Origin of the sequence: Pseudonocardia asaccharolytica DSM 44247 = NBRC 16224, from assembly GCF_000423625.1 — a bacterium.
Classification (GTDB): Bacteria; Actinomycetota; Actinomycetes; order Mycobacteriales; family Pseudonocardiaceae; genus Pseudonocardia; species Pseudonocardia asaccharolytica.
Genome location: NZ_AUII01000053.1, coordinates 1 through 11,857 on the forward strand (window position 1 = coordinate 1; position 11,857 = coordinate 11,857).

General features: G+C 72.0%; 11 protein-coding genes and 3 pseudogenes. 3 read left to right on the forward strand and 11 right to left on the reverse strand.

Features of this window, described 5'->3' with window-relative positions:
• From G567_RS0124670 to G567_RS0124680, 3 genes and pseudogenes are all read right to left on the reverse strand, one after another.
• Positions 1-245 (reverse strand): annotated as a pseudogene (locus G567_RS0124670) (MSMEG_0572/Sll0783 family nitrogen starvation response protein); the annotation flags it as partial.
• A 38-nt stretch (positions 246-283) separates the two neighbouring features.
• A complete protein-coding gene (locus G567_RS0124675) occupies positions 284-544 on the reverse strand; it encodes a hypothetical protein (RefSeq protein ID WP_028932022.1) in 261 nt (86 codons plus the stop codon).
• A complete protein-coding gene (locus tag G567_RS0124680) occupies positions 544-1,893 on the reverse strand; it encodes an FAD-dependent oxidoreductase (RefSeq protein WP_028931674.1) in 1,350 nt (449 codons plus the stop codon). Before G567_RS0124680 ends, G567_RS0124675 begins: the two co-directional genes overlap by 1 nt.
• A 208-nt stretch (positions 1,894-2,101) precedes the next feature.
• Between G567_RS0124680 and G567_RS31320 the strand changes: the two genes are divergently transcribed.
• Positions 2,102-3,103, forward strand: coding sequence for a carbamate kinase (locus G567_RS31320; RefSeq protein ID WP_051233535.1), 1,002 nt, complete (start codon positions 2,102-2,104; stop codon positions 3,101-3,103).
• A gap of 76 nt (positions 3,104-3,179) precedes the next feature.
• Here the strand turns inward: G567_RS31320 and G567_RS36520 are convergent, their stop codons facing one another.
• The 3 genes and pseudogenes from G567_RS36520 to G567_RS33750 all read right to left on the reverse strand — a co-directional run bounded on the left by G567_RS36520 (position 3,180) and on the right by G567_RS33750 (position 4,062).
• Positions 3,180-3,623 carry a DUF5313 family protein gene (locus tag G567_RS36520; protein ID WP_051233537.1) on the reverse strand — a complete coding sequence of 148 codons (444 nt, stop codon included), beginning with the start codon at positions 3,621-3,623 and terminating at the stop codon, positions 3,180-3,182.
• 57 nt (positions 3,624-3,680) lie between these two features.
• Positions 3,681-3,833, reverse strand: a pseudogene (locus G567_RS37325) (type I glyceraldehyde-3-phosphate dehydrogenase); the annotation flags it as partial.
• Positions 3,834-3,885: 52 nt separating this feature from the next.
• A complete protein-coding gene (locus tag G567_RS33750) occupies positions 3,886-4,062 on the reverse strand; it encodes a glyceraldehyde 3-phosphate dehydrogenase NAD-binding domain-containing protein (RefSeq protein WP_161631757.1) in 177 nt (58 codons plus the stop codon).
• 135 nt (positions 4,063-4,197) lie between these two features.
• On the opposite strand from G567_RS33750, the gene G567_RS0124700 reads away from it, so the two are divergent.
• Complete coding sequence (locus G567_RS0124700; RefSeq protein WP_028932024.1) at positions 4,198-5,616, forward strand: YlbE family protein; 1,419 nt, start codon at positions 4,198-4,200, stop codon at positions 5,614-5,616.
• A 63-nt stretch (positions 5,617-5,679) separates the two neighbouring features.
• Here the strand turns inward: G567_RS0124700 and G567_RS0124705 are convergent, their stop codons facing one another.
• Positions 5,680-6,663 carry a carbamate kinase gene (locus tag G567_RS0124705; RefSeq protein WP_028932025.1) on the reverse strand — a complete coding sequence of 328 codons (984 nt, stop codon included), beginning with the start codon at positions 6,661-6,663 and terminating at the stop codon, positions 5,680-5,682.
• A 123-nt stretch (positions 6,664-6,786) separates the two neighbouring features.
• On the opposite strand from G567_RS0124705, the gene G567_RS0124710 reads away from it, so the two are divergent.
• Entirely contained in the window at positions 6,787-9,972 is a 3,186-nt protein-coding gene (locus G567_RS0124710; protein ID WP_028932026.1) for an ATP-binding protein, read from the forward strand.
• Between the two features lie 22 nt (positions 9,973-9,994).
• On the opposite strand, the gene G567_RS0124715 is transcribed toward G567_RS0124710, so the two are convergent.
• From G567_RS0124715 to G567_RS35010, 4 genes and pseudogenes are all read right to left on the reverse strand, one after another.
• Positions 9,995-10,321 (reverse strand): helix-turn-helix domain-containing protein, encoded by a 327-nt coding sequence (locus G567_RS0124715; protein ID WP_028932027.1) that lies wholly within the window; start codon positions 10,319-10,321, stop codon positions 9,995-9,997.
• 93 nt (positions 10,322-10,414) lie between these two features.
• Complete coding sequence (locus G567_RS31325; RefSeq protein WP_051233536.1) at positions 10,415-10,903, reverse strand: MSMEG_0567/Sll0786 family nitrogen starvation N-acetyltransferase; 489 nt, start codon at positions 10,901-10,903, stop codon at positions 10,415-10,417.
• Positions 10,900-11,538 (reverse strand): hypothetical protein, encoded by a 639-nt coding sequence (locus G567_RS0124725; RefSeq protein WP_028932028.1) that lies wholly within the window; start codon positions 11,536-11,538, stop codon positions 10,900-10,902. The genes G567_RS31325 and G567_RS0124725 overlap by 4 nt, the downstream gene beginning before the upstream one ends.
• Before the next feature lie 94 nt (positions 11,539-11,632).
• Positions 11,633-11,857, reverse strand: a pseudogene (locus G567_RS35010) (MSMEG_0572/Sll0783 family nitrogen starvation response protein); the annotation flags it as partial.

An 11,857-nucleotide genomic window follows, 5' to 3' on the forward strand; every position in this document is an offset into this window, starting at 1 on the left:
CCGCGGGTGGCCGAGGCCATCAGCACCCCGGGCCCGTAGAGGATCAGGCTGGTGTCGAAGCCCTTCCGGTTGATCCGGGTACAGGTGAGCATGTTGACCAGGCCGACCGAACCCTCGTAGGGCACGGTGTGCATGAAGACGTAGGCCTTCTCCCCCGGGTCGGCCTGGATGTCGTCGAAGACCTTCCCCTCGTAGTCGACGATCGCGTCGCCCTCATGCGCCCGTTCACCGACGATCTGCGCCACGGTGCTCTCCTTCTGTGTTGGGTGTGGTGATCGAGGGATCAGACCGCCGGGCCCGGGGACCGGGGTGGCGGCGCCCACGTCTTGCGGTGGCTGCCCGGCATCGCCGTGAGGATCCGGTGCCGCAGCGGCCATGGCAGCGCCATGTAGATCGGCGCGAAGATCCGCAGCCAGAAGATCTCCTTGAGCCCCTTGGGCGGGCGCGGGGCACGGCTACCGCCGCGTGCGGCCAGCCGCCGGTGGGCGTCGACGAGCAGGTAATGCTCCGAGTTGCTGCGAAGCCAGCGGAAGAAGGACGACATCACTTCCCCTGCCGCGCGGCGGCGAGGCCATTGGTCGCGGCGACGACGATGGGCTCGTTGAGCGCACCGATCGCCGGGGAGTAGACGTTCTCCATCGTCGACAGGTCGTGGAAGGTCATCCCGAACTTCACGGCCATCGCCAGGAAGTCGGCCCGTTCCTTGATCCCCTCGCCGCCGCCGACCAGCTGCGCCCCGATCAGCCGCAGCGAGTCCGGCTCGGCGAGCAGCTTGACCTTCACCTTCTTGACCCCCGGGTAGTAGCGGGCCCGGGAGATCCCCTCGGCCACCCCCAACACGTAGGGGATGCCCAGCGCGGTGGCCGTGGCCTCGCCGAACGAGGCGCCGCCGATGACCCACCTGCCCGCCGGGGTGCCCCACGGCACATACACCGCCCGATAGGCCCGATCCCCGCCGCCGGCGTTGACCCCGGCCACCTTGCCCTGGGCGTAGGCGTGCGACCCGGTCAGCCCCTGCAGCGGCACCCCGGTCAGCCCGTGCGGGATCTCGGTGACATCCCCCGCCGCCCACACCTCCGGCGCCGAGGTCTGCATGTGATCGTCGACGACGATCCCGCCGGTGGAACCCAGCTTCAGCCCGGCCGCCGCGGCGAGGCGGTTGTTCGGGGTCTTGTGCGTGGCCACGACGACCAGATCCGCCGGCAGCTCACCCGCGGACGTCCGGACCGCCCGGACCGTGCCCCCGGCCTCACCGAGGAAGGCCTCCAGGGAGGTGTTGAAATGCAGGTGCACGCCCAGCTCGCGCCAGGACTCCTCGACCGGCGCCATGATGTCCGGGTCGGCCACCGCGGCCAGCGCGTACGGGTGGGGGTCGATCAGGTGGGTCTCGACGCCGCGGTGCGCCAGCGCGGTGACCATCTCCGCACCGAGCGGGGAGGCCTCGACGACCACCGCCTTCTTGACGGTGTCGAGAACCTTGTCCCACTCCATGGCCCGGCGGATATTCTTCACGTAGTACAGCCCGCCGAGAGCGCCGCCGGGCACCCCCGGGTCGGCATAGTCGAAGCCGGTCGCGAGGACCAGCCCGTCCCAGCCGACGGTGCCCTCGCCCGCCACCGTGACGGTGCGGGCCGCGGTGTCGACCGCGGTCACCTCGGCCTCGTAGCGGACGTCGATCCCGGCCTCCACATAGGCCTGCTTGCCGGCCAGGAACAGCTTCTCGAAGCTCTCGATCTCGCCGCCGTGCACATAGGGAATGCCGCACGGGCTGTAGGCCACGTCCTCGAACTGGGTATAGACGACCACCTCGGCGCCGGGATCGACGGCCTTGACCCCGCCCGCGGCACCCAGCCCCGCCGCTCCCCCACCGATCACCACTGTCCTGCGCGGCACTCGAACCGCCTTCCGCCGTCTCAGGTCTGGGATCGCCAACTCGCATCGTCTACCATGCGATGTGTCATCTACTATAGGATACGTCGCATGGCTGTCAACCAGCCCTCCCGTCCCCGGCTTCGCTCCCAACGGCAGCTCCGGTCGAGCCCCCAGGCGGGGTGGTCGGAACCGTCCGCGGCGGGCGCTCAGTGCACCAGAGAGGAATTGCATGTCGAGGACCGCCATCGTCGCCCTCGGGGGGAATGCCTTCACCCGCGAGGACCAGCAAGGCACCTACGCCGAGCAGGCCCACAACGCCCGCGCCATGGCCCAGACCGTGCACGCATTGCGCCGCACCGGCTGGAACGTGGTCGTGGTGCACGGCAACGGCCCCCAGGTCGGGAACCTCGCCATCCAGCATGAGGAGGGAGCAGCCCTGGTTCCGCCGCTGCCGCTGTCCGCGCTCGGCGCGATGACCCAGGGACAGCTCGGCAGCCTCATCGCGATGTCGCTGCATCAGACCGCGCCGCGGGACGGCGTCGAGGTGGCGGCCGTCGTGACCCATGTCGCCGTCTCGCTCGACGACCCAGCCTTCGCCGATCCCCGCAAGCCGATCGGTCCGTTCTTCCACGGTGACGCGGTCACCGAGATGATCCAGACCCGCGGTTGGACGATGGCCGAGGACGCCGGCCGCGGACACCGCAGGGTCGTCGCCTCCCCGCAGCCGCACGCCATCGTCGAGGCGCGGACGATCCGCACCCTGGTCGAGGACGGTGTCATCGTCGTCGCGGCGGGTGGCGGCGGCGTTCCGGTCGTCGACGACGGGCGGGGCTACACCGGCGTCGACGCGGTGGTGGACAAGGACTATGCGGCCCAACGGCTGGCCAATCAGCTGGGCGCCGAGGCGCTCGTCCTCGTCACCGGCGTGCCCCACGTCGCGCTTGACTTCGGGACCCCGCAGCAGCGCACGATCACCGAGATCGGTGTCGACGAGATGGAAGAGCACCTCCACGAGGGACAGTTCCCCGAGGGAAGCATGGGCCCGAAGGTTCGAGCGGCCATCCACTTCCTGCGGAACGGAGGCGGGACCGTGGTCATCACCACCCCCGAGTACGCCGCGTCGGCGCTCAGCGACGCCCCGGGGCTCGATGGGCGGATGGGCACCCGCATCGTCCCCCTGTGCGCGCGCAACAGCGTTAGAACACTGTTACGCGCGCACGACCCTCGGTGAGCTGCGGTTATCCGATTCGGGGCCGACCCGGGCAGCGCGGTGGCGAGCGGCTCTGACGGGACGCTCGGCACCGTCACTACCCGGCCGGCCGGCGCCATTGCTCGGCGTAGCGCTGCGCGGACACGGCGCGCTCCGCGGCGTGCGCGGCCTCGCGCGCCGCGGCCGCGGAGCCCGCGCGGTATCCGGCCTTGACGGCGCGATGCTCGCAGGACTCGTTCATATAGGCGATCGAGTAGAGGAAACCGAGCAGCAGCCCTCCCAGCACGGCACTCGCGCGCACCGCCACCGATCCTGGGAGCAGCAGGAACAGCAGGACCGCGACCGGGGACAGCTGCACGGCCGTCCGGCACAGATGCCGCAGCACCCAGGAGCGCGCAGAGACGTCGTGCAGCACCCAGGCGCGGTACCGGGCGGGCAACCGTCCGCCCATGGCATACCACACCCACCGGAGGAGGCCTGGGCGGACCCGCACGACCTCGCGCGTCAACCCAGCGGCTCCACCGTCGACTGTGTCACTCATGCGGCAACCCTCACCTGCCGGCGCTGCACGAGCGTTGCACCGCCCGGCGACCGGGACGCGAATGGCGACGCTCTGCAGCCGCCCCGCCAGGCCGGGGATCATCTGGCTCAGATCGTGATCGGCTCTGGTGGATGCCGGCACGATGTTGTGCCCCGCCGCCTGCGCCCGACGCAGCTCGTGGCGCGGGGCGTCGAGCAGAACCCGGCCCATCCGGCCGCAGCTCGCGCGACCCGACCTGGATGTACTCACCGACCAGCTTGATCTACTTGTCGAGCCGGCCCTGGACGGTGTCGTACTTGAGCAGGCGCGCCATCGTTGCCGGGGTGGCGAGGTCGTTGATCACGACGATGTCGAGCTCGGGCTCGCGGGCCAGCGCGGCCCTCAGGAGGTACCGGCCGATCCGCCCGAACCCACTGATCGCGACACGTCCGCCGCTCATGTCCGTCTTCTCCTCGGCAGTTCCCATGACCCACCCATGCCGTCCGCTCGCGGGCGGGCAGCACGGGAGTCGTCATCTATAGTGTTCTATCATCTACTTTCAGAAATGACCCGGACGCCGAGGAGGAACGATCCGATGACGCAGCTGGTACTGCCCGGTGAGGTCGAGGTGGTGAACATCGGGCTGCCGATGTTCGCCGATGCCGTCCGGGAGCAAGGCCGTCCGGTGCAGCAGGTGGACTGGCGGATCCCGGCCGGCGGCGACCAGGCTGCCGTCGCCACATTGACCCGGCTCTACGGCGCGGCCTCCGCCGCGATCGACGAGGCCAACGCCGAGGTCGTGCGCCGGCTGGACTCGGGTATCCCGCGGCTGGTCGGGGTCGCCACGTTCGCCGACGCGGTGCCCGGCGTCGAGGGGCAGATGCTGCTGCATTGCGGGCCGGTGCTGCCCTACCCGCAGCATTGCGACCCGCTGCGCCGTTCGATGCGGGCGGCCGTGGTCGCCGAGGGGTGGGCATCGGACGTGGCGCAGGCCGACGAGTTGCTGCGCGGCGGCGAGGTCGCCCTGGACGCGGCGAACCACCACGACGCCGTGGTGCCGATGGCCAGCGCGATCGGGCCGTCCCAGCCGGCCCTGATCGTGGAGAACCGGGAGGGCGGCACCCGCGCGTTCTCCTCGATGAACCAGGGCCCCGGCGAGGTCGCCTGGTTCGGCCGGGAAACCGACGCGGCGATCGCGCGGCTGCGGTTCCTGGCCGAGACCGGCGGCCCCGCGCTCGCCACGATCCTCGAGGCGGCCGGCCCGCTCAACATCTTCGCGATCGCCGCCCAGGGCGTCACGATGGGCGACGACCTGCACATGCGCACCCAGGCCGCCACCAACCTGCTCACCCGCAGCTGGTTACCGCAGCTGGCGGAGTTGCCCGACGACGTGCGGGTGCCCTTCGCCGGCTATCTGGCCGGCAACCACCTGTTCTTCCTCAACCTGGCGATGGCCGCGGCCAAATCGCTGCAACTGTGGGCCGAACAGGTCCAGGGCGCGAGCATCGTGACCACGATGTCGCGCAACGGGACGACGTTCGGTATCAAGCTGGCCGGCTCACCCACCTGGCATCTCACCGAGGCACCGCCGGTCGGCGAGGCCATGTACCAGCCCGGGCAGGGCCGGCACGTCGCGGGCCGCGATATCGGTGACAGCGCCGTGCTCGAACTGACCGGGCTGGGCGGGCCGGCCGCGGGTGGATCACCCGCGGTGGCGGCGTTCCTCGGCGGGACGATGGCCGACGCCGCGGCCGCCACCGAGGGCTTCCGCGCGATCTGCGCCGGATCGAGCAGCCGGTTCACCCTGCCCCCGATGGGGTTCGCCGGAACCCCATTGGGCGTGGACGTGCGCAAGGTCGTCGAATCGGGAATCACCCCCAAGGTGACGACCGGGATCCTGCACGCCCACGACGGCTCCGGACAGATCGGCGCGGGCGTGGCCACGGCACCGCTGGACTGCTTCGTCGCCGCGCTGCACGACCTCGACCGCAGGCTCACCGCGGACGTGGGATGACGAGCGGGAGCCGACGGCCGCTGCGGCCCGCCGCCGGGGACGGCACGCGATCCGGCCGAGGGATCACGACGCGGCTCCCTCGTGGCCACGGGCGGCGACGATGCGGGTCCCGGCCTGCGGGCCGGGGGTGACGCCACGAGGAACGTCCACCGACGCGCAGGCCCGCTCGGCGTTGGTGATCACTGCGGTGCGCCCGCTCCCGCGAACGAACCGGATGGCGGCGTGGATCTTCGGGCCCATGCTGCCCTCGGGGAACTGATGCTCGTCCGCGTGGCGCTGCGCCTCATCGACGCTCATCTCGACGATCGGACGCGCCTGCGGCGTCCCGTAGTCCAGCATCACCTGTGGCACGTCTGTGACCAGCACCAGGGCGTCGGCGCACAGCGCGGTGGCCAGCGCCTGCGCCGCCAGGTCCTTGTCGATCACGGCCTCGACCCCACGGTAGCCGTCACCCTCGGCGACCACCGGGATCCCACCCCCGCCGGCCGCGACCACGATCATTCCGCGCTCGACGAGCGCGCGGACCGCGTCGATCTCGACGAATCGCCGGGGTCGCGGGGACGCGACGAGCCTGCGGTAGCCGCGTCCGGCGTCCTCCCCCACGGTCCACCCGCGTTCGGTGGCGTAGCGGCGGGCCTGCGGTTCCTCGAAGAAGGGACCGATCGGCTTGGTGGGCCGCGAAAACGCCGGGTCGGCCTCATCGACCACGGTATGGGTGATGATCGGGACGACACCGGACAACCGGCCATGGCCCGCGTCGTGCAGGGCGAGGGTGAGCAGGCAGCCGAGGTGGCCCTCGGTCATGGCGCCGAGCCAGTAGAGGGGAAGCTCGGGCACCCGGTGCGCGGCCTCCTCCTGCTGGATCGCGAGGTTGCCCACTTGCGGCCCGTTGCCGTGGACGAGCACGACGGTCCAGCCCGCCTCGCGCATCCGGCACACCGCGACGGCCATCGCACGCGCGTTCTCCACCTGCTCGGCGTGGGTCCCGGCCTGCCCGCTGCGGATGATCGCGTTGCCCCCGAGGGCGACGACCACGGTCTTGGCCATGAGCTGTTGCCCTCCGGAGGTCGCGGATCCACGATCATAAGACGAATCTTCACTATAGTGAATTACCATCCCGGCGATTTCACCTGCCCGATCGGACTAGCGGCGACCGGTAGAGTCACGGCTGTGAGCACGGCCATCCGGCTACGCTTGCTCGGCCCCTTCACCGTCGAGGGAGAGCTGTCGGCACCGGTGCCGACGGGCAAGGCCCGGCGGGCCCTCGCCATGCTCGCCGAACGCCGCGGTGAGTTCGTCTCCGTCGGCACCCTCGTCGACGCGCTGTGGGACGGCGACGCCCCGGAACGCGCCGACCGCAACGTCGCCGTCCTGATCAGCAGGCTGCGTCGGGCGCTGGGCCGGGAACGCATCGACGGCTCGGCGGCCGGGTACCGGCTCGTCCCCGACGATGTGGACATCGATCTGCACGAGGCCACCGAGCTCGTGGAGACCGCCGAGTTCGAACTCGCCCACGGCCGCTACGCACTCGCCTCGACCAGCGCGGAACATGCGGCGAAGCTGCTCGACGCCGACGTCGCGCTGGCCGGGGAACGCGACGGCGTCTGGGTCGACGAACTGCGCCGCGCGGTATGGCGTCTGCTGCGCCGCGCCCGAGTGTGCTGGAGCGCCGCCGCCCTCGAGCTCGGTGCCCACGACACCGCCGTCGAGGTGGCCTCGGCCGCGCTGCGTGACGACCCGTTCGACGAGGAGGTCTGTCGCATCGTCATGCTCGGCCACCAGGAGGCGGGCCGGTCGGGCGCGGCGCTGGTCGCCTACCGGTCGCTACGGCTCGCGATGTCCGAACAGCTGGGCAGCGACCCTTCACCGGCTACCCAGGCGGTATTCCTGTCGGTGCTGCGCTCCGAGCACCCCGCCGCGCCGCGCCGCGCCGCTCGCCACCCGGCGGCCGAGCCCGGCGGGCCCTTCGAGGACATCGTCGGACGCGAGGCCGAGCTCACCGCACTGCGCGAGCTGTGGGCGGGCGCCGCGGCAGGACGGCCTGCCCTCGCGGTCATCGTGGGCGAGCCGGGGATCGGGAAGAGCGCGCTGGTCAGGGCATTCGCGGCCGAGCCGCGCCGCACCGGCGGGCTCGCGCTGAACGTCAGCTGCTTCGAGGCCGAGCGGTCGCTGTACCTGCAACCGCTCGTCGACGCGGTTCGCGCCGTTGTGCACCGGATGAGCGCACATGAACTCCGAGAACTGGCCGGTACCCGACTCGGCACGCTCGTCTGCCTCGTTCCCGAACTGTCCGACCTCGTCGGCGAGATCCCCTATGCCCGCGCCGGCCCGGAGCTCGAGCACCGCCGCAGCCTCGACGCGCTCGCCGGGTTCCTCGTCCGGCTCAGCGGACGGCAGCCCGTACTCCTGGTGATCGAGGACATGCAGCACGCCGGGCGCTCCACCGTGGAGGCGCTGCACCTGCTCGCGGGGCGCTGGGCGGGCAGCCGGTCGATGGTGGTGCTCACCGAACGCACCTCCGACGACCCGACCGTGACCGACATCCTGCGCGACGTCTCCGTCTGGTTCGAGCTCGGGCCGCTGTCCCGGGCGGACGTCACCACCCTCGTCGAACGATCCCGCCTCGGCTACGACGCCGAGCGGCTCTACGCATGGACCGGTGGCTCTCCGCTGTTCCTCACCGAACTGCTGCGCCATCCGCCCGCCTCCCGCGGCGCGGTGACCATCCCGCGGTCGCTGCACGGGGCCGTCGCGGAACGCATCGCACACGCCGGCGAGGCGGTCGGCGAGCTGCTCTCCCAGGGCGCGGTGCTGGGTGAGACGTTCTCCCTCGACGGGGTTGCCGAGCTCAGCGGCCTTGGCGTCGAGGACTGCGCCCGGCGCGCCGGGCGAGCACTGCGCGCCGGCCTGCTCGTCACCCAGGGCGAGAGCTTCCGGTTCGCCAACGACATCGTCCGCAAGGTCGCCTACGAATCGGTCGCCGAACCGGTGCGGATCTCCCGGCACCGGCGCGCCGCCATGGCGCCGGCAACCCGTCCCGAGGCCGCTGCCCGGCATCTCGCCGCGGCGCTGGACCGGGCCGGCGCCGCTCGGGCATGGCTCGCCGCCGCGAATGCCGCGCACCTCGCCTCCGCCCACACCGACGCCGAACAGCTGCTGTGCCAGTCCGTCGAGGCCGCGCGGACCGCCGGAGATCGGTCCCTGCTGGCCGTCGCGTTGATGCGACGCGGCCGCGCCCGCTGCAATCTCGCGCGGCACGCCGACGCGCGCGCCGACCACGAGGAAGCCCTCGCACTGGCCCGCGAGATCGGCGACTTCGAGCTCGAGGCGCGGGCGCTCGAGCAGCTCGGCTGGACGGCGCTGTACGCGCGCGATGCGCTCGGCGCCGTCGACCTCGCCGAGCAGGCCACCGACCTCGCCGAATCGGCCGCTGCAGCTCCCGGCGCGGTACCGACCGCGATGCTGTTGCTCGGCCGGGTCCGGCACTGGGACGGCGACTACGCCGGTGCCGGCGCGGCCTACGAACAGGTGCTCGACGCCGAACCCGGCGAGACCACCACCGCACTCGCGCTGGCCTACCGCGGCGCCCTGCTGCAGCACCTGGACCGGTTCGCCGAGGCGCGATCCGTGCTGGCCCGCGCCGCGGTGCTGTGCCGGCGGGTCGGCGAGTTCCGCCCACTGCTGCAGACGCTGTTCTTCACCGCGCTGGCCCGCGGCGACTCGGGCGATTTCGCCGGCGCGCTGCGCGCGCTGGACAACGCCCGCCGACTGATCGACGCCGAGAACGTGGGGATCTACCGGGCCGGAATCGAGACGACGACGTCGTGGATCTGGCAGGAGCTCGGGCAGCTCGCCCGGGCTCGCGAGCACGCCGAGGAGGGGGTCCGGCTCGCCCGCCTCGGCGGTGGCGCGTTGGAACTCGAGCAGGAACTGCACGCGCAGCTCGCCATCGCCGACTGCGACCTGCTGCTGGGCCGGGACGATGACGCCGCCGCGGCCGTCGCAGCAGCCGCGCCGATGCTCGAGCGGTCGCTGCCGTTCAAGCCGCGCGCGGCGCTGCGGCTGCTGGAGATGCGCGCCCGATGGGACCCGGGCCTGGCCGAGGTGCTGCTCACCGAGGCCCGCAGCCACTCCTCCGCCAAGTACGCCGCGCTCGCCCTCGACCACCTCGGCCGCCCCGCGGAGGCCGCCGCTCTCGCGTCGTCGACGGGATCCGACCTGCTCGTGGCGCAGCTCGGACCCCCGGCCGCGCGGCGATCGGCGATCGCCCGGATCGTCGACGCGCTGCCGGCCGAGCTGCGGGAATCGTTCATCGGCGGGGGCAGGCTGACGGTGGGGCGGCCACGGACGAGCTAGCGGTCCTTGATCACCTATATTGTTAGTCGGCCGTCTTGCCCTTCTTGAACCGCGGATACTTGGCCCGCTTGACCCAGAAGTTCACGAACGCGGCCTGCAGATGCCGCAACGTGGCCCGCAGCGGCCCCTTGGACGGCTCGGCCAGCCACGCCGTGGCGGGGTCGCGTTTCCAGCCGGTGAGCCACCGGTCGGTCTCGGCGTGGGTGACCCGCCGACCCTCGGCCGTCCACGCCCGGGACCGCTCCGCGAGGGCCCGGTTGTCGACGTAGCGCACGCACCCGAACATGCGCGCCAACTGCTCGGCCTGCTCTGGGGTGGGGTAGAAGCGGTAGCGGTACGCCCGCCGCACCCACCTTCGAACCCATGTTCGAGAGGACAGCAAGTGGTTCTGCCGGGCAGGAGTTGATGCGCTCTCCCCGGCCCGAAGGCCGGAGCCTGCGCGCTACGTATCACGGTCACGAGGATCTCGGCGCAGATCGATGGCCATCGGCAGGTGCGGGCGCCCGACGTAGATCTCGGGCGCGCCACACCGGGCCCAGCCCAGCCTCCGAAAGAACGTCTCGTTCGGAGGCTGCACATGCGCGACCATCCGACGCCCGCCGTGGGCGGCGGCGGTGGCGACCGCGAACCGGACCAGTGGGGCGCCGAGCCCGGCGGCACGGAACTCCCGCAGTACCGCGAGCCGATCGCCCTGCCAGTTGCCGTCCGGATCGCCGAGCGGGAAGAGCCGGACGGTCCCGGCAGGTACCCCGCCGACGAAGCCGAGCACATGCAGGGTGCGCGGGTCACGGTCGTGCGGATCCTCATCGGACTCGGCGAAGATGCCCTGCTCGTCGACGAATACCGCGTGCCGGATGTGGTGGTGCGTGCCGAAGTCGGCGCTGTCTCGCACGAGCAGACAGCCGGCCGTCGCGGCCGGGGCGGCGGTCACGGTATCTCCAGCACGGCATCGGGAGTCGGGGCGGCCTCGATATCGGCCCGGTAGCGGCGCAGCGCCGCGAGCCAGTCAGTGCGGTCGCCGAAGGCCCGGGACACGACCGTGGGCCGGCCGTCGGCGGCGCTGATCGCCACGTCGATGCGGTAGGGGTCGCCGCCGGACCACGGGTCCGCGGTGGCCTCGAGGAGGGTCCCGGACGGCAGATGCAGCGCGATCCGCCTGCCCTCGGTCACGGCCTCCGGCTTCTCGGGACCGGACAGGACGACCCATACCTGGCCTGCGGCGCGGGCGGCCTCGACGATCTCGACACGACGGTGGCGCTCCCGTTCGGCGGCTATCTCGCGGTCGGCCATGCTGCAGGCGGCGCCGAGAAGCAGGTCGGACGGGATGACGGTACCGGCGGGGCAGGCGGCGGCGAGCAGCTCGCCGGGTGCGGCCTCGAGCGCGATCAGCTCGTCGGCCGTGCCGCAACGCCGGCGCAGCTCGGCCACCACGGCCTGGATGGTCGCGATTACTCGCTGGTAGGACGACGGATCGTTGAGCAGCGTCGGGTAGAGATGGTCCTCGGCCGCGCGCCAGCGGCTGCGTGCCACGGTCACGGCGGGCGAGTGGGTTCCGGCATCTGGCATGGCTGCTCCCCGGGTTTCGTGACGCGTCGTGCTCCGGCGGCGGGCGGGCCGGGCCACGAACCCGATCCGACCGCCGCCGTGCGGAAAGGCCGGCTCAGACCGTCCAGGTCTGGATGACCAGCGCGCCCTCGCGGCGGGCCTGGAGGGTGGCGTCCAGCACGTCGAGCGGTGAGAAGGGCTGCACGCCCTCGATCAGGTCGGTCTCCCGCATGCCATACAGCGCCGCCATCGCGAACCGGCAGGCGTAGACCTTGCCGCCCTCCTTCATGAACGTCTTGAGCTGGTTGTTGTAGGCCAGGCCACCGGGGAAGGCCTCGGC

What these genes read in the sequence shown, in the direction of transcription:
- G567_RS0124675 (WP_028932022.1), bottom strand. Translation starts at nt 544, where the DNA reads ATGTCGTCCTTCTTCCGCTGGCTTCGCAGCAACTCGGAGCATTACCTG.
- G567_RS31320 (WP_051233535.1), top strand. Translation starts at nt 2,102, where the DNA reads ATGTCGAGGACCGCCATCGTCGCCCTCGGGGGGAATGCCTTCACCCGC.
- G567_RS36520 (WP_051233537.1), bottom strand. Translation starts at nt 3,623, where the DNA reads ATGAGTGACACAGTCGACGGTGGAGCCGCTGGGTTGACGCGCGAGGTC.
- G567_RS33750 (WP_161631757.1), bottom strand. Translation starts at nt 4,062, where the DNA reads ATGAGCGGCGGACGTGTCGCGATCAGTGGGTTCGGGCGGATCGGCCGG.
- G567_RS0124700 (WP_028932024.1), top strand. Translation starts at nt 4,198, where the DNA reads ATGACGCAGCTGGTACTGCCCGGTGAGGTCGAGGTGGTGAACATCGGG.
- G567_RS0124705 (WP_028932025.1), bottom strand. Translation starts at nt 6,663, where the DNA reads ATGGCCAAGACCGTGGTCGTCGCCCTCGGGGGCAACGCGATCATCCGC.
- G567_RS0124725 (WP_028932028.1), bottom strand. Translation starts at nt 11,538, where the DNA reads ATGCCAGATGCCGGAACCCACTCGCCCGCCGTGACCGTGGCACGCAGC.